This is a genomic window from Pauljensenia sp. OF14-1SRA, from assembly GCF_027694595.1.
Classification (GTDB): Bacteria; Actinomycetota; Actinomycetes; order Actinomycetales; family Actinomycetaceae; genus Pauljensenia; species Pauljensenia turicensis_B.
Window position 1 is genome coordinate 67,830 of record NZ_JAQEVQ010000007.1, and the last position, 24,895, is coordinate 92,724.

Sequence of the window (24,895 nt, forward strand, 5' to 3'; positions counted from 1 at the left end):
CGTCAGGTAAAAATACTCGATAACTCATATTCTCTTAAGTACCTGAAAACCTTTGAACGATGCACAAATCGTGTAGGGATTCATCGTAGGAAAGGAACCGCCGTGGGTGACCTCATCGACACCACAGAGATGTACCTCAAGACCATTTTTGAAATGGAAGAGGACGGGGTGACGCCCCTGCGTGCACGCATCGTTGAACGACTTGATCACTCAGGTCCGACCGTTTCGCAGACCGTTGCTCGCATGGAACGCGACGGACTTCTGCACGTTCTAGGTGATCGTCGATTGGAGCTGACTGAAGAAGGGCGTAAGCAGGCTGTAGAGGTCGTTCGTAAGCATCGCTTGGCTGAACGACTCCTGATCGACGTCATCGGTTTGGATTGGGCGTGTGCGCACGATGAAGCATGCCGTTGGGAACACGTCATGTCCGACAAGGTTGAAGGTCGTCTGCTTGAGCTTTTGAAGGATCCGACAACGGATCCCTACGGTAACCCGATTCCCGGAATGGGCGTCGAGGTCGGTGGGCAGTCTGCGGAACTTGCGGTGCGCGCCCACGACGACCAAATTGTGAGACTCGTTCGTATCGGTGAACCTATCCAGGCTGAACATGACATCATCGCTGATTTTGCTGCGGCAAAGATTGGTCCTGGAACCAGCATTATCCTGCGCGGAGAAGGTGATTATGTGCGGATTGCGCGCGCCGATCAGGATGCCTCTGGCATTGATTCCAGCTTCCGAATTCCTCTGGCGCTGGCACCACATCTAGTAGTCGAAATGTGATTTGACCCCACTTCGTTACCTTTGCGTGACATTTGGGGGTCAAAGGTATAAAGTTCATAACGGTCGATAGACCAGCCGTCCTTCATTTACCGAAGTTGGATCGTGAAGGGTCCGGTTCATGTGATCCAACTCGGGGGAACCAATTCGGCCCTTGTGGCCTTGGGGTGAAGCTTGGGAAACCAAGCCGGGCTCTCCTGCTCGAATCCGACAGCTGACCTCGAAGGGGCAAAAGGAGAACATTCTTGACGAACGTCAAACCTGCGCCACGTCACCGCAAGGCGCGTCGCCCAATGGCGCCGATCGTTGAACTCACTGACACGATCACGTCACTCAGCCCGATCCGCCCGGTGGCAATTGCGTCAGTGACCGGTCTTGCTCTGACTGCAGTTGTTGGTGGCGCCGCAAACGCTGTCACCGTTTCTGCTCCTAGTGGCGATCGGGAAGCTGCTCCCACCACGACCACCGCTCCTCAAGCAACTGGTGTCACCGTTTCCGTTGCGGATATTGAATGGAAATCAGAAGCTCCGGTCGCGACCGCAGAAGCTCCTGCTGCCGCTACTCCGGTCGCTGAAGAAACTGTCGCCGCGGATCGTTCCGAGGCTCGTGAAGACCTCAGTGTTTCGACCGCTGCAACCGCCGCTGCGTACAACGCTGCCGGATCTTCTATTGTTGCCGCTGCTCTTGCTCTGACCGGCATCCCCTACGTCTACGGTGGTGCTTCCTACGGTGGTCTTGACTGCTCGGGTCTGACCATGCTGGCATACGCCGCTGCGGGCATCAGCCTTCCGCACTCCTCCGGCGCGCAGGCTGCCGGTGGTATCCAGGTTTCGGCCGGCGAAGCTCAGCCTGGCGACTTGGTTGCTTATTCGGGTCACGTTGCCATCTACATTGGTAATGGCCAGATGGTGGAAGCCACCGTCCCGGGTTCTCTCTCTAAGGTTTCGCCCGTTCGTGCGGGTGGCATGTTCGTCCGTTACTGAGCTCAACGTTCGTTAAGAGCGCATACTTCAACTAGAGCGAAAGAACTTCGGTTCTTTCGCTCTAGTTTTTGTCTACTAACCCCTATTGAACAGGTAAAAGTTCTGTTATCGGTTTCGGAAAATCGCGATGTGGTGCACAATGGTAAGTGATGTAAGTCACGAGGAGGCATCATGGCATCCACCGAAGTCATCCTGGTCGGCGTTGATGGTTCAACGGAGTCCATCGCGGCCGTCAAATGGGCCACTGACCGCGCACTACGCACGGGCGGGCGTGTCCACGTTCTCTGCACCTACGCATTGGCATCCTATTCGGCGGCGGCGCTGGATGGTGGCTACGCGGTCCTCGACGATGAGGCCCTGAAACGTGGCGCCCAGCAGGTCGTTGAAGAAGCGGTCGCAGCAGCGAAAGAGCGTGGCCTAGGAAAGGTCACTTCATCTATTGAGCCGGGCGACCCGGCGGGCGTTCTGGTTGAAATGTCACGCGAAGTCGATTTAGTTGTTGTCGGCTCGCGTGGAGGCGGTTCTTTCGCTGATCGTCTTCTTGGCACGGTCTCGTCCGCGCTGCCGGCACACGCGAAGTGCCCGGTTGTCATCGTTCCTCGCCATACGTCCGGCAAGTGCTTCATGCCGATCGAACGTGTCGTTGTCGGTGTGGATGGTACCGAGGTTCCCTCGTCGGCTCTGCGTCGCGCGATTGATGAAGCATCCACATGGGGAGCTCGACTGACCGCTGTTTCGGCTGTTCCGATTGCTTCGGGCACGTCCATGATGACGTGGGCGCCGACCGGTTTGGATCACTCCAACCTGTTGAAAGATGTCCGCACCGCAATGGGTGCCGCCATTGACCAGGCGCTCAACGGTCGCGACATGGAGGTTGCGCGCCATGCGCTGGACGGGTCGCCTGCCTCGCTGTTGATTGAGTTTTCGACAGCGGTTGATCTGGTCGTTGTCGGTACACGAGGCCGCGGCGGCTTGGCAGGCGTCTTGCTCGGCTCGACCGCGCAGACGGTACTCAGTCACTCAACATGCCCCGTGATGATTGTTCCGTCTGATCACCTGGGCAAGGCGCAGTCAGCGAAGGCGCCGACGTGGGAGCGTCGCTGACGCTTGACTCAGCCGATGGCTCGCGCGAAGAGCGAGTTGTTTTGATGGATGGTGCCTGGGCGGGTTCCCCGCCCAGGCACCATTGTGTTGCCACAAGGCTTTCCGTTCTAGATGCCCCAGAGAGGCTCGTAGAGGCCGTGAGAAACTCATGATCCGCCCCGAAATATGCTGAGAGATCGGGTGGGGGGTGAGCGGCCTCGTACCCCAAAGAGCGCACCAATGTGCGAAAAATGCCCCCGGTTTTCTGACGTGTGGCCGAGGGAGTGTCACTAATACTTAATAATGGTCTAGTCTAATTCGGTGCGAACTGCCGATCCTGCGGTTCGCCCTGATCTACACAGACAAGGAACGTCTATGAGCACGCCAGAAATGGCAGCGGACTCAACCCGCTCTGTTTCCCAGTCCGGCATCGAAACCGCCGGCATTGAAATCATCAGCGACGAAGAACGTACCGCTAAGCCCCATAACCTGTTCCTGCCCTGGTTCGCATCGAACATCTCCGTGTTCGGCATGAGCTACGGCGCATGGGTTCTCGGCTTCGGAATCTCCTTCGCACAGGCAGTCATCGTCACCATCATTGGTGTCGTTGTCTCCTTCATCATCTGTGGTGTCATCGCCCTTGGTGGTAAGCGTGGCTCTGTGCCGACCATGGTCATGTCCCGCTCCGCCTTCGGCGTGAACGGCGCGAAGATCCCCGGTATTTTCTCGTGGCTGACCTCTATCGGCTGGGAAACCTCCCTCGCCATCACCGCCGTCCTAGCGACCTCCACCGTGTTCGTCCGCCTCGGCTGGTCGAGCGAAGACGGCAACGCCGTCAAGATCGTTGCCGCCGTTGTCGTCGCAGCGCTCATCGTTCTCGGCGCAGTTGCCGGCTACCACATCATCATGAAGATGCAGGCAGTCCTCACTTGGCTAACCGGTATCACCACAATCATCTACATCATCCTGGTCGTCCCGCACATCGACTGGTCCGCACTCGGCGCAATCGAATCCGGTTCGCTGGCTGCAACGATCGGTGCCGCCACCATGGTCATGACCGGCATGGGTCTTGGCTGGGTCAACATTGCTGCTGACTGGGCGCGCTACCAGAGCCGTGACGCCGATGGTAAGTCCATCGTCTTTTGGAACACCTTCGGTGGCTCGCTCGGCCCGGTCGTCCTGATTACCTTCGGCCTCATGCTCGCCGGTTCTGACGCTGACCTGTCCGATGCCATCGGCGGCGACCCGGTTGGAGCACTGGCTAACCTGCTGCCGACCTGGTTCCTCATTCCGTTCCTGCTGACCGCAATCCTGTCCCTGCTGTCGGGCGCAATCAACGGTATTTACTCCTCCGGTCTGACCCTGCTGACGCTGGGCATCACGGTGCCTCGTCCGCTGGCTTCGCTGATCGACGGCATCATCCTGACCGCCGGCACGATCTTCGTCGTGTTCTTCTCCCCGGACTTCATCGGCCCGTTCCAGTCCTTCCTCATCACCCTGGGTGTTCCGCTCGCCGCATGGGCAGGCATCATGATGGCCGACATTACCCTGCGTAAGGCCGACTACGACGAGAAGGCCCTGTTCGACGCTTCGGGCATCTACGGTTCGATCAACTGGGTTTCCATCGTCATCATGGCCGTCTCTTGCGTGATCGGCTGGGGCTTCGTGATCAACTCGTTCGCTGAGGCTGCCGCATGGAACAACTGGCAGGGCTACCTGCTGTGGATGCTCGGTGGTAAGGAAGGCCCGTGGGCATATGGCAACATCGGTGTCATCCTTGCTCTGATCATCGGCTACGTTGTTTACCTGCTGGCTTCCATGAAGAAGATCGCTACTCAGGAAAACCGCAGTGCCTGATTCATCGGTGACCGTCTTGGATGCTGCGCGTAGTGAAGCGTTGGACTACTGCTTCCAGCGTGATCCGCTGGCAGCGGACGAGGTGCGCAAGGGCGCTCAGCTGATCGCAACGCGTACCGGCGTTGAACGCCACGACGCGCTTGTCGTTCTCGGCTCCGGTCTGCGTGATGCGCTGGACGAAATCGGGCAGATCGAGGCTCGCCTGCCCCTGGCAGACCTTCCCGGCGTTCCGGTTCCGGCGGTTGAAGGCCACGGCGCTGAATTGCTGAGCCTGCGCGTGAACGTGCACTCCGGTCGTGAGAAGCACCTTTTGGTTGCTACCGGTCGCGTCCACCTGTATGAAGGCTATACGCCTACGCAGATCTGTCAGCTGGTTCGCGTTTGCGCGATGACCGGCATCAAGGCCGCGATTCTGACGAACGCTGGCGGATGCCTGCGTAACTGGACACTGGGCGACGTGATGACGATTGAAGACCACTTCAATTTCTCTGGTGTTTCCCCGTTCGAGGGCCCGGTGTTTACCGACATCTGGCAGGTCTGGTCGCCACGCATTACGCGCATCCTGGCTCCGATTACCGACCGCGTGGGCACGTACAGCCTGCTGCGTGGCCCGGAGTTCCAGACGGCAGCTGAATCGCGGATGCTCGCGAACAATGGTGTGGACAACGTCGGTATGAGCACGATCCTTGAAGCGATCTCGCTCCACCAGCTGGGCGTCGAGGTTGGCGGCCTGTCCGTCGTCTCCGACCTCAGCTTTGATGACACACCAACCGAACACGAGGATGTTCTGCGCGCCATGAGCGTCGCAGCTCCGAAGGTTGCTAACGCGATTACCGCGTGCTTGGCTGCCCTCTGATTCGCAGTACTCGTTTTCTGGTGGGGTGAGGCTTCGGCCTTGCCCCACCAGTGCGTTTCGGCGGGGTTTTGTGCGGTGTTGTTCTGCGCTGGTGATGGGGTAGTGGTGTGGCGGTGTACGCGGCCTCGTGGATGAGGGGCGGGCGCGTGCACTGCATGCTGACGGATGATTGATGAGGCCAGACGCACAAGTGGCATCCGGTGCTGTGCGCTCGCGCGTGGAGTGAAAGTGGACGAGGCTGGTAGAGTTGGAGGCGCTCAGACTGCCGGCGCGTTCGCGCGCAGGATGTGGCTGGCTAAGCCCTCGTAGCTCAGGGGATAGAGCACCGCTCTCCTAAAGCGGGTGTCGGACGTTCGAATCGTCTCGGGGGCACCACATACTTTCTCATAGCGTTTAAAGCCGTTCAGCGTGCCTCTGGGCGGTTTTGCGTACCTGCTATGCGCGGGTAGGTGGGGGCTAGGGGCGGGGTGAGGTCTGACGCGTTCACTGTGGACGTTTCAAGCGATACAGAGGCACCTCTTCCGTGAACGAGGTTTTGACCGTACGCTTGGACTATGGAAGAACTTGAGCCCCTCGGGTCGAGCGCCCCGTCGCCTGAACAGCAGATACCGACTCGCTTTGATCGGCACGCGCCCGCACCTTTCACTCCGAAAGCAGTCGTGGCGCTGATTGTCAGTGGCGTGGGAGTTCCCGTGCTCTTCTATGGGGGTATCGCGTTGTGGAGCTTCCTGATCTGGCAGGTGCAGTGATGCGTCGCGCCGAATGGATTCTGTTGCTCGTCGTATTCGTCGTGCAGGTGGGATATCAATTCCTGCTGTTCAACGTTGATGCCATGCGCACGATGATTGACGATGAAAAAGGGCTGTCGGGAATGTTTATTGTCCTGCCGGTTGTTGCCTACGTGTGCGCGATGGTGTCCGCGTATCGCTGGGGTTTTCGATTCTGGCGCCCGGTGCTACTTGCCGTCGTGACGACTATTGCGTTCGTTGTCTCAGTTCCCGAGGCGTTTGGCCTGACCTCGCCCAGAGATTGGGGCGCCCTTGCGGTGTCCACGCTGATTTACTTCGTGCCCGCCATTGTTGGTGAGGGCATCGGTACTCTTATTCGCCGGTGGCGATCTGCGCTTGGTTGAGTTGACTTACCCGCGCAGTGATTGTGGGGAAGGTGAAGACGAGCATTCCCACGAACGCCAGTGTTGCTGGGATCGGGGAAAAGTGGGACAGTCGCCGTGGGCGCTGGTCTCAGAAACAACGTAGAGGTGAGCAACGTTGTTGAATAGGCCCTCGGCGGGTAGCGAGGATACTTTGGCGGTAGAAGTGACAACTATCGAAGCATTCGGTGGAGTCTTGAGGTATTCGAGACCTGCTTGGTTGAAGCCGACGGAGACTTTCTGACCTTCAGTCGCGGTGTACTACTTGGAATCAACTGCGGAGTCATTCAGCGTCACCGAGTCAACCTTGCCCTCGGTGTAGTCGGACTGTAGCGGATCCTCGGGGACGACGAACTTCAAGTTTGCGTCAGAAGCGATTGGCGCAACCTTAGCGGTGACAGGTAGGTTAACCCGAGTGGCACGATTGTGAAAATAAAAAGAAATGTCTAAAGGAGCGATATTAACGGTATTTGACATCTCAACGAGTTTCCTCAGCAAGCATCAGCCCGGTACGATTGCAAGCGGAATGAAAGGCAGTGACGCATGACCCGAATGAAATGGCTGATTGCAGCGATCATTGGAGTATTAGTTGTTGTCGGTGCCGCCGGCACGGCGTACGCCAGCTACTACTCTGATAAAGCTCTTCCGACCGCATCCGTTGGCGGACACAATGTCAACGCGATGAATCGTGCCGAGCTCGTCGCATGGATCAACGATCAGGTCTCCCAGGTTTCAATTGACATAGATGTTGACGGTACCCCGTCAAAGGCATCGCTTGCAGATCTGGGCGTCACCGTTGATGCGCAAGCGTCAGCGGATCAGGTTCTGGCTTCTTCGGATTCCGTCTGGGAACGCTTCGTTGGACTGTTCAAGCGTAGCGACTACCCCCTTGTTTCCTCTGCTGATAAGGAAATCTTCAACGCCTATATGGCTTCCCTGGTGAAGTCCGTCGGCGAGGCCCCCAAGTCGGCGACCGTTTCAGTTGATGAGCAGGGTGCGTTCGTTGTGACCCCCGGGGTACCTGGTATCGCGATCGATGCCCAGCCACTGAATGATGCTGTGGCCACTGCGTTGCAGACTCTGTCCTCACAGGCAATCTCCGTTTCGCCGTCCATGCAGGACCCGATTGTGTCTGATGAGCAAGCTCAGAAGGTTGCCGACGCGGCCACCGCTCTTGTTGCTCACTCGGTGACCATCAGTGATGGTATTAATGACTACACTCCCACAGTCGTCGACCGCGCAGCCTGGGTTGTGCTACCCGGCGTTGATGACGTAGAAGGAACCCCTTCCATCGATCCTGAAGCTGTCCAGGCATGGGTCGATAAGACTGCGGAAGCAACGAACGTTGCCCCAACCCCGGCAATCAACAACGTTGATGAGGCCGGTAATGTCCTGGCCGAATCGATGCCCGGCAAGGAAGGTGAAGCCGTCAACAACTCCGCTCAGGTGGGCGCCGATGTGGTTGCTGCCTTGAATGCGGGGACCGACTACTCGGGTAGCTTCGACTATGACAAGGTTCAGCCGACCACTGAAACGCGCCCCGTTATGGCGGGCTACGAAGCCTACCCATACGCCATGCATGAGGGTGAAAAGTGGATCGATATTAACCTGACCACGAACCGCCTGACCGTCTACGAAGGCCAGACCGTTGTCCATGGCCCCGTTGCGATTAACCACGGCGCCCCCGGCCATGAGACCGTCACCGGCACCTACCACGTCTACCTGAAGTACGAGAAGCAGGACATGGGTTGCACCCCCGACTGGCCCTACTGCGCGAAGGATGTGCCGTGGGTTTCCTACTTCACCGGTTCCTACGCGATCCACGGTGCTCCGTGGGTTCGCCAGTTTGGACTAGGTTCCGTCGGTGGTTCGCACGGTTGTGTGAACCTGCCCGTCGCTGAAGCACAGTACGTCTTCAATTGGGCTGATTCTGGTACTGCCGTCGTCACCCACTACTGACAACAATTGGAGTCGCGTTGCCGTGTAGGGGAATCTGCTCCTACACGGCAACGCTTCCGTTGAAAACCGAGGCCACTCCACTACCGTGGAATCGTGGCCTCTAATTTTTTCTCACGTCATTCACGAACGCCCTCGTCGCACCAACAGGCTCCTGTTGCTCCGGCAGAGGAGTCAGTCCAGCCGAACACGCACCAGCGTCTTCGCGATCAACTGACTGTGTGGCAAGACGACCTGCTTCGCCGGACTCGCATTGATGGTGCGGATGCTCCTCGTCTGACTATCGGCGCTCCGCACCCAGGTGGGCTTGCGAAGCTCTATGCCGACCAGCCGACGCGTCTGTCCCTGCTCATCCGTGAGCCTTCCGCCTTGAAACGAGGCTTGGACCATGCGCGCGCAATCATGGCACGTTCAAGTGAGCTCACTGCACGCCACGGTGTGGGAACTGTTCACCTGTCTATCGGCTACGCCCGATGGATGAGTGATGGCGAATGGGCCAGCTCTGCTGTCCTGCTTCGCCCGGTTCTTCTTGAAGACCAACCTGATGACGTGACGATTCGTCTGGCTTTAGGCTACAAGCTGGACAACACGATCACGTCAGCTCTGTTGAAGAGCGGAGTAGCAGTCGATGCTGAGGCGTTGATTGATGAAGCGACGTCTATCCACGGGTTCTCTTCGTCCAAGGCGCTGGCGAAGGTCCGCGAGTTGGGTCGTCATCTTGACCAGTTTGAGCTTCGTGACGAACTCATCATCGGGCTGTTCGAGCATCCGGCTTCTCAGTTGCATCGCGAGTACGACAATCCTGAGCATATTTTGAGCTCGGATATTGTGCGTGCTCTGGCCGGCGATCAGGAAGCTCGCCAGAATACTCATCGCGTACTGCCGGATTCTGTTCCAACCGATCGCGATCCGTGGAAAGAACGTGGCGCAGGCGATTTGACGCCTCAGCAGCAGGATGTTGTTGAAGCTGTTGCTTCGGGCCGTTCTTTCGTTGTGGATGTGCCTCACGGTTCGGATGACACTGCGCTGGTGGGCGCGATTCTTGCTGATAGTGCGGCCTATGGCAGGCGCGTGATCCACTTGGGTGGTTCGCCGTCGCGTACGACGATGGCTGAAGAGCGTCTGCGTTTCTTGGGGTTGAGTGAAGCGGGGGTTCGTCTGGATGGCACTACCGCGGACGGGACTGAAATCCGTGCGCGCATTCATCAGGTGATGACCGATACGTCCCCGGTTGCGGATATGGATGAAGTGGACGAGATACGTACCAAGTTGCGCGATGTACGTTCGCGTTTGTCGTCGTACACGACGTACTTGCATCGTCCGTTCCGCGCATTTGGAGCAAGTGCGTACGAGGCTCTTCAGGTGCTGACAGACCTGACAAGCGCACACCCGAGCCCCTCTACCCGCGTCCGTTTCCGCGAGGACGTTCTGCTGGATATTGCTCAGGATCAGGGCGCGAAGGCTAGGGAGCTTCTGCACGAGGCCTCGAACTTGGGTCTTTTTGCGCGCGCAACGGCGCATACCGCATGGAAGGGCGTTGTTATTTCGTCCGACGAGCAGGTTCCTGACGTTTTGTCGCGCGTTCATCGTTTGGCAACGGAAAGCTTGCCTGAACTTCGCGTGCGTATCAGCACGATTGCTGGTGAAGCGGATATTCGAACTGCGACAACTCTGTCCCAGTGGCTCGCTCAACTGCATATGTTTGAGGGTGTTCGCGACGTTCTTGATATTTTCACTCCGCAGATCTTTGAGAACTCGGCTGCTGACATGGTGATTGCGACTGCGTCGAAGCAGTGGCGTGCCGCCCACGGCATCACGATGAAGCGTTCAGAACGGACACGTTTGCTGAAACGAGCCCAGGACTTTGTGCGTCCTGGAACGCATGTTTCGGATCTGCACGCTGAACTCCTCAAGGTGCAGGAACGTCGCGATGTGTGGCGCGACCACACCGGTGGCGACGGTTGGCCGACTTTGCCGAACCGTATGAATGAAGCGATCGAATTGACCGCAAGCATTCAGGAGGATCTGAAGGCTCTGCGCCCGATGTTCTCGACGGGTCACAAGAACTTCGAAGAGATGACGATCGTTGATCTGGCGGCGTTGTTCGAGTCCTTGGATACTGATCCCGAAGGTGCACGTGAACTGCCACGTCGCGTCACGGTGCTGAAGAAGCTCAAGGGTGCAGGTTTGGCGTCGCTGGCTGAAGACTTGCGTGATCGTCACGTTGATGACGAGATGGTTGATTCAGAACTGGATCTGGCGTGGTGGGCATCAATTCTTGGCCTGATGCTGGCAAGCGATCCGCAACTGGGTGGTTTCGACCCCGCTCATCTTGAGGCCACGCTTGAGTCCGGTCGTGCCCTGGATCTTGCCCAGGTGAATACGTTGGCTCCGCAGGTTTTGGGTCAGCTTCGCAGGTTGCGCTTGCAGGCAATGGCGACACGCCCGGATCAGCAGGAACAACTGGAAGCTCTATTGGCTTCGGGCACGCCCGTTGGTGCGCTTGATTTCTACAACGCTCTTCCCCTGGTTCGTCACCTGGTGCCGGTGGTGTTCACGGTTCCTACGTTGATTCCCGCGATCGTCAAGGCCGGACATCATGTTGATCTGCTGATCTTGGACGATATTGATGATCTGCCACTGGTTGAACTGATCCCGATTATTGCTCGTGCTCGCCAAGTTGTTGTACTGGCAGACTTGTCTGGCGCTCACGAAGATGGGGCGGCTCGTATGCTGGCCAGTGTTCTACCGACGACGCGAATGGACGTCGCACCGACGCGTTTGAATGACCAGGTTGCGTTGCTTCTTGCTCGCCATGGCATCGACCATACGGGTGTCCCGGTCCCGTGGACGGCTGCGGCCGCTCCGATTACGGCGCTCTGGTGTGAAAGCTCCGGTATGCCCGCTCCGGGTTCTCATGCAGTGGAATCAACCACCGCGGAAGTCGATGCTGTTGTTGAACAGGTCATCGAACACGCCGTGTCTCAGCCGGAACGTTCGCTGGGCGTGATCGCCCTGTCGACTACGCACGCGAATCGCATTCAGCGCGCGATCGAGAAAGTCCGCGCCTGCGAACCCGGACTGGCATCCTTCTTCGACGAAGCAACCGCTCAGCCGTTCGCTGTCGTGGATCCTGCTGGCGCTCGTGGTTTTAGTCGTGATCGGATCATCATTTCCGTTGGTTTCGCAAAGACCCCGCACGGGCGTGTGATCCACGATTTCGGTGTCTTCTCCAGCCAGAACGGTCTGTCGGCAATGTCGGATGTTTTGCGTGCGGTGCGTGGCGATCTGACGTTGATTTCTTCGATTCACTCTGGCGATATCGATCCGTCGCGTCTTTCCGCTGAAGGCGCCCAGATGCTCTACAACCTGATTGAGATTGGCGAAGGTCAATCAGGTGTGGGGAACGGAGGCTGGCCGGTTCTCGAAGCTGAACCGGATCGTCTGCTGATTGACTTGGCAGAACGCCTGTATTCGATGGGGCTTGAGGTTGTCCCGAACGTGGGTATCCCGGGTGGAATGCGTATTCCGCTTGCGATCGGCCACCCGGAAGTTCCCGGTCGACTGCTTGTCGCGGTTTTGACCGATGATGAAGCGTATGTGGCGGAGCCATCCTTGCGTGTCCGTGACCGTATGTGGCCGGCGATGCTTGAAGCCCAGGGCTGGAAGGTCCATACGGCGTTGTCGATGGCCGTTTTCATTGACCCGGCAAAGGAAGCAAACACAATTGTTCAGCTTGTTTTGGATGCGGTGGATGAAATTAACGGTGTGCCTGACCAACAGGTTGTCGAGGTCCCGATGGTTGTGGACGTGGATACCTCTGGCCCGGATACGTTGGTTGGCTTGAACGCTCCTGAAGTTGCGTCTAGCGATGCGGGTCCTGCTGTGGCTCCCGCTCTGGTCTTGGCTCCCAGTGAGCAGGTGGTTCTTGAGCCTGAGGTGCATATTGTCCTGGAAGAACCGGCTGAATCCGGTGACGTTGGGGCGCAGGCGGATGACGTAGTCACGGAGCCTGCGAAGTCGGATCATCAGATGGATGCCCGCGAGCGCGCTGACGAGGTGATTACGGGCATGCTCGAGATCATAGTTGCGAATCAGCCTGAGACTGCGCGTGGTCCGCGTCCGGCGATTGCTCCTGGCCTACCTCTGGCGGCCTACTCCGATGATCAGCTTGATGAGATGGCGATGTGGATCCGCTCTGACGGCGTCGATCGCTCGTTCAATGAGTTGATTGACGAGTTGCGTGACGCTTTGGGGATTACTCGTCGCGGTTTCCAGTCTGATGCGGTGCTGGGCAACGTCGTGCGCAGGACTCGTCCGGCTGACCCTGACGAACAGTGATTCACGGTGTCTGAAAACCTGAGTGTCTCGACTGATTCGCCCACGTCCAATCCCTCTGAACCGCGAGTGTCTGGCGAGCAGAGAGCGTCTGTCGATCAGAGAACGTCTGGCGAGCAGAGAACGTCTGTCGATCAGAGTGCGCCTGCTGAGCGTGCGAAGAAGCGTCGTCGCGTGGCGACTTTCGTGTCTGAAGTGGATCGTAAGTTGATTGCTCACGGGGTCGCGCCATCGTGGGAGGATCGCGTTCGCCCCGACGATCGCAGGGCAGGTTCGTTCGCGGATTCACCGGATCGTGGGGATGGGGCGAATGACCGTCGTCTGTTGGACAACGTTCCGCCTCACGCCCAAGCGCGCGCCTAGGTGCTCTCTGTTTTCTCCTATTGAAAAGGCCTCTCCCGCCACTTCATCGACTGCTTTTTAAACAAGGGTGGACTAGGGAGCTTATATCCGTACATAGCAAAGTGGCTCCGTCCCTGTAGGGACGGAGCCACGTGAGTGTTTTTAAGGAACTGAGTTTCAGTTCTTGTTAGCCAGCAGGTCGCGGATCTCGGTGAGGAGCTGTTCTTCGGTGGAGGGAACTGCCGGTGCTTCTTCTACAGCTTCTTCCTTCTTAGCGGTTGTGGCCTTGATCTTGTTCATCGGAACGACGATCGCGAAGTAAACAGCAGCTGCGACGAGGAGGAAGTTCACAACAGCGGTGATGATGGTGCCCGGCTGAATCGGGTCAGAGCCGTTGATCGTGAACTGGAGGACGGAGTCGAAGTTCGGCTGACCGATGACGGCGCCGATGATGCCCATGATGACGTTGGTGATAGCGGTGACGATGGGGGTGAAGGCTGCGCCGATGATGACGGCAACTGCGAGGTCAAGAGCGTTGCCCTTGGAGATGAATTCCTTGAATCCCTGGATCATTGTGAGCTCCTGATTGAAGCGCCCCGCTCGTCATGTGGTGTAGCTAAAGCGAGGCCAAGCGTATGCGTCCCGGCGTGGCCGAGAACGGTTTCGGTTACCGCTTCGTCAACGATGATGTCGAGACGAGCAGTAGCAGACGATCCCCATTGGGATGCGTCGTTTACTGACACTGAGGATATAAGTGCTTGATTAGTCAATAAAGATGCTGAACAGGTGTTTACGTCACAGTTGTCAGGAAAACCCCATAAAACCACGGAATCCCCGGCCTCAAGTGGAGGGACTTGTGTCCTATCTAATATGACAGAAATCAGGTTTTGTCCGGGTTTTAAACTTCGTCCTAACGCTGATCCTGCCATGACGCTTTCCGAGAGGATTGTGCCTTTCGTGGCTGGCTCTCCTGTCCAAGTAGCGGGTAAGACGTCGGCCGAGGTAATGGCGTCGGCGGGAACGACCCGTTCTGGGACCTCGATTGATGTGACCGTCGAAGAGTCGATGGCGTCCCCGCGTTCAATGTCGGTGGCGAGGATCAACACTCGATGCCCGCCAGGGTGGGGGATCAAGGTCAAAGCGATTGCTCCGATGGTGAACACGAAGATGATGGCGAGTCCAAGCCTGCGGATCGTCGTGAATGAAATGCGTCTGGTCATGCCTCAAGTAAAAGCAAGCAGTCGCAGCCTCGCACCTGAGCGAAACGGAAACTGTGGATAAGTGGCCCTTAGCGCGAATTGTGGATAAGTCGCGTGTAGCCGCTGGGAGTCAGCACTCCGTTCACCTGCTGATCGTGAGGCTCAACGGGCAGATAATCGCGAGGATCGGAGAAAAACTCGTCTTCGAAGACTACGGCGATAATCGGAACATCAGGCCGAGCGTGCTCGAGTGCCCGGTCGTACCATCCGCCACCCTGCCCAAGACGGACTCCTCGCGCATCTACAGCCAGTGCGGGTACAACGATCAGGTCGGCTTTCGCCAATTCGTCGGCGCCCTCTACACGTGTAGGAGTAAACCGCGGGCCAATAGACACAATAGATTCCAGCTTCGCCTGAGTTGACTCTGCCGCCTGCGGGCGCGAATCCACGTAGGTCCAGGCCACGCCAGTGACTGCCTTCCCATCTGGGTCGACGAGGCCGGGAATCAAACACCGCTCACACGCTTGAAGTAGTCCGGCAGTGTCAGGTTCACTGGGGCTTGAAATGAAGAGAGCGGGAAGAAAACTCGCGCCCTGAGCAGGGGGAGAGGACACAGAGGTAAGCGCAGCCTCGTCAATTGGCGAAGAGGATACAGAGGCGGAAGAAAACCCGAAATCTGCCAGCACCTCGGGCCACAACGCGGCCAACTGAGCGCGTTCACGCGCACGCTGATCGGCGGAGGTACAGATCCGACGCTGACTCCGTTGTGCGCGGATTCTCGTGCGAATGAGGGCTTTGTCCTCGTGTATCACTCGGTTTTGCTCCTGCTCGAACTAGGGTGGAGACCATGATCGAACAGCAGGAGCCTGTCACCCGCGCGGTTGTTCCCGCCGCGGGACGCGGTACTCGTTTCCTGCCGATCACAAAGTCTGTTCTAAAAGAAATGCTACCCATCGCCGGGCACCCAGCGATCGAATACATCGTCAAAGAAGCAAGTGACGCTGGCATCGACGACATCTTCATGGTCACCAGAACCGGCAAACGAGCAATCGAAGACTACTTTGATGCGGATCCGGCGCTCGAAGCTGAACTCGAAAAACTCTCCCTCGACCAGATCCGCTCTGACTATGCGATCGTCGGACGCCACATTTTTGACCCCATCGTTTTCGACGCGCTCGAAAACATCACTCCAGGAGCCGGTGGCGAATACCAGCTGACCGGCGCATTTGCCCAGCCCATCGCCACGCCGGGCGAAAACGGTGGCGGACTGTACGGTGTCATCATTGACGAACCCCGATACGACACCGGCGACAAACTCGGCTACCTTGGAGCCACTATCACCTTTGCGCTCGCCGACCCAGACATGGGACCGGCGCTACGTGAATATCTGAACACCCAACCGAATGAGGCCTGATGCGAAGCGTTGCAGAGTTCTACCAAGACTGTCTTTCAGCCGTAGCCCAGCAGCCACCACTGGACGTGCAACTCGCGGACGCAGTGTCCTGCGTTCTTGCCGAGGACGTTGAAGCTCCCTTCGATCTTCCGGTCGCTGACCTTGCAGCCCGCGACGGCTACGCGGTGCGTTCCGAAGACCTCGCCGGTGCTCGCCCCGACAATGAGCTCTCCCTGCGTGTCACCGAAGAAATTCGCGCGGGCGACGTGAACCCCGCAGCACTGGTGCCCGGAACCGCGATTCGTATCGCCTCTGGTGCCCCGATGCCGGCCGGTGCCGATTCAGTGATCGCCCTTGAATTCACTGACCACGGCATGGCGCAAGTCAACGTTCGAACCCAGCCAGCAGTCGGCGAAAATATTCGCCGAAAGGCAGAAGACGTTGAAGAAGGTGAAATCGTCCTGCGAAAGGGAACCCGCGTTGGTGCTCGCCAGGTCGCATTGCTTGCAGGCGTGGGTCGCTCGCGCGTGTACGTTCACCCGCGTCCTCGCGTCGTCATTTTGTCCATCGGCGACGAAATTGTTGAACCCGGCGAAAAAGCGCGTCCTGGCACTGTCTTTGATGCAAACGGCCACGCCCTCTCAACGGCTATCGCCGATGCCGGCGCTCAGACCTTCCGCGTTGCCGCGGTCCCAGATGAACGCCACGTCCTGAGCGAAACCATTGAAGACCAGCTTGTTCGCGCAGACCTGATCCTGACCACCGGGGGTATCTCGCACGGTTCAGGCGACACGGTCCGCGAGGTCCTGTCCACGCTGGGCACCGTCCGTTTCGACAACATTGCCGCGTGGCCGGGACACATCCTCGGCGTCGGAACTGTCGGGGGCGACGACAACGGTGAGGGTGGAACCCCGATCTTCTGTCTTCCCGGCGACCCGGTTTCTGCCCAGGTCTGCTTCGAAGTCTTTGTTCGCCCAGCACTTCGTCATATGCAGGGCTGGACACAGCTGACCCGCCCCTCCGTGAAGGCCGCCGTCGACCGCTCTTGGTACTCACCGCGAGGCCGTCGCGAATTCGTTCGTGTCCGCCTAGTCGGCGACCCCAAGAGCGGTTACCAAGCGAAGGTCATGGGTGCTCCCGCATCGCTCCTGCTCAGTGCGCTCGCGGAATCCAACGCGCTTGCCATCGTCCCTGAAAGCACAACTAACGTGCATACGGGTGACATGTTGCAGTGCTTGGTTCTTGAGTGATTCTGAGACCCGCTCGCTGTTACCTGCTAGTGATCAGCCGTCACCTGCTGTCTGCCAGTCGCTAGCTTGCTTCAGCCCGACCAGTCGTCGACTACGTAGAGGACCAGATCATGTTTGGACACTTCATCCGGATCTGGGGCAGAACTCCTGGTGAACTGAGCCTTGAGGTCCGCGACCCAGTCGGTGAAGGGTTCATGCACGGACGAGCGGCCTCGTCGATGACGAAATCGGTGGAGCATGAAGGTATCGCGAAACCCAAGAAGGGGCAGGCGGAACTGCACCCGAAATTGCTACGAATTCGGCCTGCTTTTGCCGGCGCTCACACGGCGATCGACCGAGTGCGACGCGAGAACGCCGATTGGCTACAGCCCTGGGAAGCAACCCTGCCACCGGACACGTACGGCAACGAAGGTCAGACGCTCGGCGAATATAGGCGCACCATCGACAGGGCTCAACGCGCGGGGCGGGCGCTGGTGATGAAGCTTGAAATCGGTGGCGAGATTGCCGGACAGTTCTCGCTGACCAACGTGACGCACGGGGCGATGTCATCGGGGGTGCTCGGCTATTGGCTTGCGGAAAAATGGGCTGGACGAGGGCTGGCAACATTCACCTGCGCGGCGATCATCGACCTGGTTATTGGCGAACTGGGACTCCACAGGATCGAGGTTGTGATCCGACCCGAGAACTCCGCATCACTGGGAGTTGCTCGCAAGCTCGGGCTACACCGTGAAGGCCTGCGACCGCGCTACATGCACATCGACGGTGCGTGGGCGGATCATGAAGCGTTTTCGATTGACACGGAGTCTCTGCCGTCCGGTGGATTGGTGAAGAGTATTTATGGTCACGCGATTGGCCAGTAAGTGTCGCGTACGAGGTCCCAACCGGTGGTGTTGCCTAGTTTTCGTGTGGGCTGAAGGCGCAGTCTTGGCGTGGTCTCCATGCGGGCTGAGTGTGTAGCTGTAGCGGGGTCTTTATGTGGACTGAGTGCGCAGCCATAGCGTGGCTGGTGGGGCTGATGTTGCGATTGTTGCACGTGTGAAAGTGGCTTTGAGCAGGAAACACAACACGCGCCCACCCCACCAGTCAAACGCAGTTGAAAACCCATAGCGTTGTCTCGTGGAGTTTGGCGGAATCATCATCATTGCAACGGTAGTGACACTACTGGGGCTGATTCCCCTGCTCGCTGCCCGACAATATGCGAAAACTTTCAGCCGTGAAAGTGACCGTTTCTCAACGGGCATGAAGCTCCTCAACAATAATGAAAGCAACCGCCAAACCTGCGGTCGATCTACCGGGCAGTTGCTCGGTGTTCGTCGCACAATTACGCAAAGGGCAACGATCGCCATGGCAGATCAAGCTGCAATGAATGCGAAGATTCGTATCGAGCACCGCGCAAATAAAGCCGTGCGTGAGATCGCTAAGCTTCGTGCGCGTCGTGCTGCGCGCCTCGCCGCTGAAGCGGCTGCAGGTCGCCGTCGCCTTGGAGTCAGCGCCACCTGCGCTGGTCTGACCGGACTGGTCGCCATCGTCTGTGCCGCGCTTTCGGCGTCGTTCCTCTGGACTCTGATCCCCGCAGCTCTGCTTGTCATGTCCCTAGTTGCCTCGCGCATGGCGGCAATTCGTTCCGACAAAGCAAACGAAGCTGAGCTCGAATTGCTTGAAAACCTGCGCAACGCAGCCTCGGCTCGAGGAGCCCGCAAGGAAGAATCCGCACCCGCCCCGAAGATGCAAAAGGACGACCTCTTCGCCGGTATCACCGCAGATCGTTCCACCTCTCGTGCGACGGTGTCCCTTGCTTCGCAAGCGCTTGAAAAGGTCGAGCTGGAAGCGTCCGCTTCTACCTCGCACGCCGAATCTGGTGGCACCAACGTGATCGAGATGCCCAATGCCTCCGCCGATGCGGTCAGCGGTGAAGCTCAGACGGATCTCGTCAATGCTGAAGACGAAGCCGAAGAACTTGCACTGACCGGCACCACCGTTGAGCGTCGCACATGGACCGTCAACCCGATTCCCGCGCCACGATACGCAACGCGCGGTCGCGTCGCCGGTCGTTCGGTCCACATTGACACCGACATCCGCGGAATCCCGAAGGTTGGCGTGGCCGTGCCGGCTCGCCCGATCGCAGCAACTGTCGCCGAGAACGCCATGACCACCGAACAGGTCGTCGCGGACCAGGCTGTTGCGCTTGACTTGGACGCTGTGCTGGATGCTCGTCGCGCGCAGTAACTGATACCCGCGCTGATGCTTTGACTTTTGCGGAGGCTCACCCGTACACCGGGTGAGCCTCCGATCGCTATGTGCGCTTCTCTACGCACGTTCGAAGGCCGAAGCGTTTGAGATCGGTGCCTCGTCCCTGAGTCTTCGTTTTCCGTTTTTCATCGCTGCCCGTTGGGTGCTATGCTAAACGGGCACCTGGGGCTATGGCGCAGTTGGTAGCGCGTCTCGTTCGCAATGAGAAGGTCAGGGGTTCGAATCCCCTTAGCTCCACTATGAGGAGTCCGAACGGTGAAAAAGCCTTCGGGCTTTTTCATTAGTAAGGACGACGAAATAGTGCGTAATTCGTCAAGGATTACTAGCACCACTAGGACGTTCATTTTGATACGAAGTGAACGTCCTGTTTTTATGCCCTAAAACGTGGCGTTTCGCCCTGTCGGGGTAGCTTTATGGGTTTCGGGAGTCTTCCTGGTTAGGTATGTGACTTATCGCTGGCTCGGCACAGTTTGTCAGATTTCCGGTAGTCTGAAAGGCTCCGAGAAGTAAGCTGCAAGAAATATCTCCATCCGCCAAAAGTGTGCGAGTCGCTAAAACTTTGCGGTTTCACAGGATAGATCTATAACCTAGAGCGATCGTGGAGTAACTGTGCGAAGCCAGAGCTTCTAAATGAAGCAGTAAAAGTTTGTCACGTTTTTTTGTAGACGTTCATTTCAAATCACCGTTAATGGATGATTTGATTATCAAAAACAATTACTTACGTATAGTGATTGCTATACCTATCAATTCAATATGTGTAATGGAATTCTAGCTAATTTACTATATTTGTTTGCCTATATTCCTGTAGGTGTAACCACCTATCTGAGCTCAACGGGCTGGTCTTGTGGATAAAGTAGTGGTACTTTATGAGAGCAGATTCAGCTAACGACACTGGACAGGAAGTTCTCATGCGCAACCTCAAGGGCGTGCCCGGTTCTTTTGTAACGCTTGCCGGCAGAGCGTTGCTTAAACCAGCTCACATTCTTAGAAAATTTCTGGTCGTAACCTTGGCCTGCGCTTTGGGTTTCACGCTATCGACCCCGTCCTTGGCTCAAGCCGAGGATCTGCAGATGAGCTCCCAGGCTGACGAACAAAGCGTCAGTCCGGCGCCAGTAAGCACTCCAGAAGTTGAAACTGATACCCAGCTGGGCGATGGTCTGGAGATCGGGCCAGAAATTATTGGGCAACCCGTGGGTGCTGTCAAGAAACCGACTGTTGATAATGTATCTGCAGGAGATAAAACTGTTTCTGGAAAATTAACGATCGGAGCCGGTCAACGCAAGGCAAGAAAGCTAGACGTGACGATTCACGTGACCGTGAATCGTCAAGCAGGTGGAACCGAAGAAAAAACGGTCACTATTTCATACACAAACAGAAAAGCAGATTGGTCCGTAGCTTTAGATAGTGGACTTGTAGCAGGCGATAAAGTCACTGTGAAGCAAGAGGCCGGTGGCGACATTTCTGAAGGCGTTGTTCTGGAAGTCAAGAAAGGCCTGAACGACCAGCATAAAGATGAGCTCAAGATGCCGTCTGGTGAAATCTGGATAGAACAGACAGTTGCTAATATAGTCAACGCAGAAGAGCAAGCAGAAGCTTTGAGATTGGTGAAGGAAGCAAATTCTGCAATAGCTGGCGACATAGCATCTGTTGAACTAAAAATTAATGGAACTTCTCAGCCTAAGATTAATGTGACTTATACTGACACCACAACATCAGGTGAAATTGAGGCTCCGAGTTTAACAGTAAAACAAGTAACTGAAACTTCAAGGGACGCTAAGATTAGCGATATTACCGTTGTTGACACTGTTATTAAGGGGAAGTTGCAGGGCACAGCACCTTTTGATGGCGTAAAGGTCCAAATATCTACGAGGCTTTCCGCGAACGGTATAGATGCTTTTAACAGTGGGAAATGCACGGTTGATAAAGATTCATCTGATCCGGTAGAAGTAAGCGTAGATTCTGAAACGGGTGAGTTTACATACGCCATTCCAAGTAATGTCGGTCTTCCCCGCGCTCAAATAGTTGGTGTTTCTGTAAAAGAAAAGAACAAGTTTGTATCGTGCGCAACCTCTACTGTTACACTGGCCAGCCCCAAAAAAACCGAAGTTCGGGACCCAAAAAAGCTAACCGCTGACGATAAAAAAGCCATCGATAAAGCGATTAGAGACGCAAATACAATAAATGGCGTATCTAAACTCCCAGATGGAACTGGATTGGATGTTGGGGGCGTACCTGCATTTATTGAATTTGATGAAGACGGAAATGTTACAATAATAGGCCCAAATAATATAGTCATTGATAGATTTGATAACGGTAGCCCGGTATTCGCTAAAAATGACGATGGAACCTATAAACTAAAAGATGAATCTCAAGTCATTAAATACCCTGCCAAAGATCTGGTGAAAAATATTGCACCTAAATCTCCTGAGATTGCGGTAGATACGGATAAGGGTGAAGTAACTATTACCCCGCCTGCCTATGAAAAGCCGGGTGAAGATACTGACTTGCTGTCTTACACCGTCACCTATAAGGATGCTTCTGGAGCAGAGAAAACAGTCACCGCAACGCGAGATTTGCAAACCAATAAATGGAGCGGATCGGGTGTTAATGAAGAATCCGGTGTGATTACTCTGAGTGTGGAAAACATCGAAGTTGCTGGAACTGTCACGGCAACCGCAAAAGATAAAGGCGGATTAGTTCCTGAAGAAAAACCGCTTGAATCCGATCCGGCAACCAAGAAGCTCGAAACTGCCGATGTCAGCTACGATGCCAACAAAGGCACCGGTAAAATGGATGCCAAGAAGCTCAACAAGGGCTCAAAGTACAAGATTTCGGATAACGGTTTTACCGCCCCTGCAAACGAAAAGTTCAAGACCTGGAAGATAGGCGAAACTGAGTACGCTGCAGGCGATGAAATCACTGTTAAGGAAGACACCACTATTCAAGCCGTCTGGCAGGACATCGAGGTGACGGTTTCCTATGAGGCTAACGGTGGCAGTGGGAGTATGGATTCTGCGACCATGAAGAAAGGCAGCACTTATAAGCTGGCTGATAATGCCTTTACTGCTCCTGCGAATCAGAAGTTTAAGTGCTGGAAGATTGGTAATGATGAGTATGCTGCTGGTGCTGAGATTACTGTTAATGAGGACGCCAAGGTAGAAGCTGTCTGGGAAGATATCATGGTTGACGTCAACTTCGACGCAGGTGAAGGCTCCGGCTCTATGAACAAGGAGTCCGTAAAGAAAGGTAGCACTTTCAAGTTGCCTCCTAGCAAGTTCAAGGCGCCTAAGAATATGGAGTTCAAAGGCTGGAAGATAGGCGATGAGGAAAAGGCTGTCGGTGACGAGATCACCGTCAACGATAACACCACTGTCACCGCCGTCTGGAAGAAGATTCCGGTGAAGGTTAGTTATGACGCTAACGGTGGTAAGGGCAGCATGGATGGCGCGACCGTGGATAAGGGTAGTGAGTACACGGTGTTGCCTAACGGTTTCACTGCTCCGGATGACACCCAGGAATTTAAGGCTTGGGAAGTAAACGGCCAAGAGGTTGCGCCTGGAGCCACGATCAAGGCTGACAAGGATACCGTTATCAAAGCCGTCTGGAAGAAGATCCAGGTTGATAACCCGAATGGTGGAAGCAACAACAATGGTGATGGCGCCACTAAAGCGTCTAAATCCCCTAATTCCGGGAAGCTCTCGAAAACTGGATATGCTGGGATTCCGTATCACGTTGCAGCGATGATTCTTGTGGCTGGCGGATTACTTATCGCTGGTAGTAAGAAAACCAGAAAGCACTAAATATAAGAAGATAAAGTAGCCGAAACTGCCTATATGAGTCGACAACGGCGCAGATTATCAACGAGCTGAGGAGCAGTGAAGCAACGCTGAATCTGTGGTAGTCAACGTATGGGTCGATGACCACGAGTGAAGCCAAAGAGCTCCAGCGTCTTCGTGAGGAGAACGCTTGCCACAAACGGCCCTCGGGCCAGGCGGAGCTGGAAAAGGCAGCGTGGAAGGAATTATCGGAAGGAAACTTCTAAGCCCCGCTCGCCATCATGATGCCGTGCGGCATCTGGTCGAGCTGGGCTACTCCCAAAGATATGCCCGCTAGATCGTTGGGCTCTCTCGTAGTGCCTATCGGCGTGCCAGAGCCCCTGATCGCACACCTGATAAGTACGTGTCCTTGCGTGTGCGGATGCGCGAGTTCGCGCGTGATCACCGCCGTTGCTGAACCGGCAAGTGATCTACACCTTCACCTGCAACTGCTTGCGGACAAACCTTTACCGCCTACGGAAACGAGCACCGCAAGTACTGCTCGCACCCGTGCTATATCCGCCACCCGCTTTGGCACTCGTGGCTGCAGGCCATGATGGGAGAGATGTTCGATGCCGAAGTCGACCTCGCCCGACAGGTCGCTTTCATTCATCGACTTGCTGAGGCCGGTGCGTTCACCACTCAAGAAACGAACACATTTCTAGCACGGATCGCGAAGGAGTCGGCTGCGGTGGTGGGGGCGCTGATAGTGTGGGTTCGACTGGATAAAACGCAGGTTGAGAGCGTACATGGATACAACAGCCAAACCTCTCGCCAACAAGGGGAACGAGCGGCAGAAGGAGATTGAAGCACGCGGGTGAGATGAGGGTGATCCCAGCCAAACCCGTGAGGCCGCACAGGTTGAGGGTAGCTGCCTATGCGCGGGTGTCTACCGACCACGAAAAGCCCCGGTTGCCTGCGCATCCTGATGCGCAATGGCGAGTGACTGAACATGAAAATCGCGGAACCTCACGCGCACCCAATGTAGACAACACTGACGTAAGAGAGCGCTCAGGACGCCAGCCGGGATCTGGCAGTGAACTGGTGCGAGCGGAACTGCGTGGCCTCGTCGATGTGAAGAACGCGGACTTCGTCGTGAAACTCGTTCCCGGGCGAGGGTGCAAATGAAAGCGTCGAGCCACGCGAGCGGGTGTGAACTGAAGGTAGGCGTCGTGAGATGGTAGTCTTTGAGAGCCCCAATAGCTCAGTCGGTCAGAGCAACGGACTCATAATCCGTCGGTCGTCGGTTCAAGCCCGACTTGGGGCACTGCTCCAACAAGCTCACGCGCCTGACCCGACAGGGTCGGGTGCTTTGCTTTTTCGATGGCTTCAGCTGGAACAAGCACTTCGACAGGAACGTCCAAGAAGCCAGATGCGCACGCCAAAGTGGAGTGAACCCTGCCCTTATCGGACCTTCCAGCCTTGCGCCCGCTGGCGGCGCCTGTGTTCACAGGGCCTGACCAGGCGTAAGGATAGGTGACGGTCGCAGCGCCGTTTGAATGACCTCGAGGTAGTTCGTGCGGAACAGATCGAACGCCCTGCCATCAGCGTCGTTTCGACGCGAGAGGCTCAAACGCCGACGAGCGGAGCCCGAAACCGGGGTTATAGGACATTTGGTGTTGTTTTTGATCCGGGTTTTCGTTGGT

At 56.5% G+C, this 24,895-nt stretch carries 20 protein-coding genes, 3 tRNA genes and 1 riboswitch; of the genes, 19 read left to right on the forward strand and 4 right to left on the reverse strand.

Features of this window, described 5'->3' with window-relative positions; all coding sequences use genetic code 11:
• Window positions 1-102: 102 nt before the first annotated feature.
• The 8 genes from PG731_RS05345 (at window position 103) to PG731_RS05380 (ending at window position 6,688) form a co-directional block, all read left to right on the forward strand.
• Window positions 103-780, forward strand: coding sequence for a metal-dependent transcriptional regulator (locus PG731_RS05345; RefSeq protein WP_270772620.1), 678 nt, complete (start codon window positions 103-105; stop codon window positions 778-780).
• Window positions 781-857: 77 nt separating this feature from the next.
• Window positions 858-1,020: riboswitch (cyclic di-AMP (ydaO/yuaA leader) on the forward strand.
• Between the two features lie 2 nt (window positions 1,021-1,022).
• On the forward strand, window positions 1,023-1,760 hold the full coding sequence (locus tag PG731_RS05350) for a C40 family peptidase (protein ID WP_270772621.1): 738 nt from the start codon (window positions 1,023-1,025) through the stop codon (window positions 1,758-1,760).
• Between the two features lie 171 nt (window positions 1,761-1,931).
• Complete coding sequence (locus PG731_RS05355) at window positions 1,932-2,864, forward strand: universal stress protein (protein WP_270772622.1); 933 nt, start codon at window positions 1,932-1,934, stop codon at window positions 2,862-2,864.
• A gap of 354 nt (window positions 2,865-3,218) precedes the next feature.
• Entirely contained in the window at window positions 3,219-4,700 is a 1,482-nt protein-coding gene (locus PG731_RS05360) for a purine-cytosine permease family protein (protein ID WP_438271491.1), read from the forward strand.
• On the forward strand, window positions 4,693-5,556 hold the full coding sequence (locus tag PG731_RS05365) for a purine-nucleoside phosphorylase (RefSeq protein WP_270772623.1): 864 nt from the start codon (window positions 4,693-4,695) through the stop codon (window positions 5,554-5,556). Before PG731_RS05360 ends, PG731_RS05365 begins: the two co-directional genes overlap by 8 nt.
• A gap of 299 nt (window positions 5,557-5,855) precedes the next feature.
• Window positions 5,856-5,931: transfer RNA gene (locus tag PG731_RS05370), tRNA-Arg, on the forward strand.
• 179 nt (window positions 5,932-6,110) lie between these two features.
• The gene (locus PG731_RS05375) at window positions 6,111-6,305 is read left to right on the forward strand and encodes a hypothetical protein (protein WP_270772624.1); all 195 of its coding nucleotides are present in this window, start codon (window positions 6,111-6,113) and stop codon (window positions 6,303-6,305) included.
• Entirely contained in the window at window positions 6,275-6,688 is a 414-nt protein-coding gene (locus PG731_RS05380; protein WP_133122018.1) for a hypothetical protein, read from the forward strand. The genes PG731_RS05375 and PG731_RS05380 overlap by 31 nt, the downstream gene beginning before the upstream one ends.
• A gap of 279 nt (window positions 6,689-6,967) precedes the next feature.
• Here the strand turns inward: PG731_RS05380 and PG731_RS05385 are convergent, their stop codons facing one another.
• A complete protein-coding gene (locus PG731_RS05385) occupies window positions 6,968-7,183 on the reverse strand; it encodes a hypothetical protein (RefSeq protein WP_270772627.1) in 216 nt (71 codons plus the stop codon).
• A gap of 66 nt (window positions 7,184-7,249) precedes the next feature.
• Between PG731_RS05385 and PG731_RS05390 the strand changes: the two genes are divergently transcribed.
• The 3 genes from PG731_RS05390 (at window position 7,250) to PG731_RS09170 (ending at window position 13,363) form a co-directional block, all read left to right on the forward strand.
• Window positions 7,250-8,665, forward strand: a complete 1,416-nt coding sequence (locus PG731_RS05390; protein WP_270772628.1) for a L,D-transpeptidase family protein — start codon at window positions 7,250-7,252, stop codon at window positions 8,663-8,665.
• 93 nt (window positions 8,666-8,758) lie between these two features.
• Window positions 8,759-13,003, forward strand: coding sequence for a prevent-host-death family protein (locus PG731_RS05395; RefSeq protein ID WP_270772629.1), 4,245 nt, complete (start codon window positions 8,759-8,761; stop codon window positions 13,001-13,003).
• 171 nt (window positions 13,004-13,174) lie between these two features.
• Window positions 13,175-13,363: a toxin gene (locus tag PG731_RS09170; protein ID WP_285024227.1), complete on the forward strand. Its 189-nt coding sequence runs from the start codon at window positions 13,175-13,177 to the stop codon at window positions 13,361-13,363.
• A 156-nt stretch (window positions 13,364-13,519) separates the two neighbouring features.
• Here the strand turns inward: PG731_RS09170 and mscL are convergent, their stop codons facing one another.
• The 3 genes from mscL to PG731_RS05415 form a co-directional block, all read right to left on the reverse strand.
• Window positions 13,520-13,915, reverse strand: coding sequence for a large conductance mechanosensitive channel protein MscL (gene mscL, locus PG731_RS05405; protein WP_270772632.1), 396 nt, complete (start codon window positions 13,913-13,915; stop codon window positions 13,520-13,522).
• On the reverse strand, window positions 13,912-14,562 hold the full coding sequence (locus PG731_RS05410; protein ID WP_270772634.1) for an SAF domain-containing protein: 651 nt from the start codon (window positions 14,560-14,562) through the stop codon (window positions 13,912-13,914). The genes mscL and PG731_RS05410 overlap by 4 nt, the downstream gene beginning before the upstream one ends.
• A gap of 68 nt (window positions 14,563-14,630) precedes the next feature.
• Window positions 14,631-15,353 carry a 5-formyltetrahydrofolate cyclo-ligase gene (locus tag PG731_RS05415; RefSeq protein ID WP_270772635.1) on the reverse strand — a complete coding sequence of 241 codons (723 nt, stop codon included), beginning with the start codon at window positions 15,351-15,353 and terminating at the stop codon, window positions 14,631-14,633.
• Between the two features lie 35 nt (window positions 15,354-15,388).
• On the opposite strand from PG731_RS05415, the gene PG731_RS05420 reads away from it, so the two are divergent.
• The 8 genes from PG731_RS05420 (at window position 15,389) to PG731_RS05455 (ending at window position 24,516) form a co-directional block, all read left to right on the forward strand.
• Window positions 15,389-15,955 carry a sugar phosphate nucleotidyltransferase gene (locus PG731_RS05420; RefSeq protein ID WP_270772636.1) on the forward strand — a complete coding sequence of 189 codons (567 nt, stop codon included), beginning with the start codon at window positions 15,389-15,391 and terminating at the stop codon, window positions 15,953-15,955.
• Complete coding sequence (locus tag PG731_RS05425) at window positions 15,955-17,184, forward strand: molybdopterin molybdotransferase MoeA (protein WP_270772637.1); 1,230 nt, start codon at window positions 15,955-15,957, stop codon at window positions 17,182-17,184. The genes PG731_RS05420 and PG731_RS05425 overlap by 1 nt, the downstream gene beginning before the upstream one ends.
• 110 nt (window positions 17,185-17,294) lie before the next feature.
• Window positions 17,295-18,044: a GNAT family N-acetyltransferase gene (locus tag PG731_RS05430; protein WP_270772638.1), complete on the forward strand. Its 750-nt coding sequence runs from the start codon at window positions 17,295-17,297 to the stop codon at window positions 18,042-18,044.
• A gap of 256 nt (window positions 18,045-18,300) precedes the next feature.
• The gene (locus PG731_RS05435) at window positions 18,301-19,410 is read left to right on the forward strand and encodes a hypothetical protein (RefSeq protein ID WP_270772639.1); all 1,110 of its coding nucleotides are present in this window, start codon (window positions 18,301-18,303) and stop codon (window positions 19,408-19,410) included.
• Window positions 19,411-19,598: 188 nt separating this feature from the next.
• Window positions 19,599-19,671: transfer RNA gene (locus PG731_RS05440), tRNA-Ala, on the forward strand.
• 671 nt (window positions 19,672-20,342) lie between these two features.
• A complete protein-coding gene (locus PG731_RS05445; protein ID WP_270772641.1) occupies window positions 20,343-23,234 on the forward strand; it encodes an InlB B-repeat-containing protein in 2,892 nt (963 codons plus the stop codon).
• Window positions 23,235-23,802: 568 nt separating this feature from the next.
• Window positions 23,803-24,057, forward strand: a complete 255-nt coding sequence (locus tag PG731_RS05450; protein WP_270772642.1) for a hypothetical protein — start codon at window positions 23,803-23,805, stop codon at window positions 24,055-24,057.
• A 385-nt stretch (window positions 24,058-24,442) separates the two neighbouring features.
• Window positions 24,443-24,516 (forward strand) — tRNA-Ile (locus PG731_RS05455).
• The last annotated feature ends 379 nt before the right edge of the window (window positions 24,517-24,895 follow it).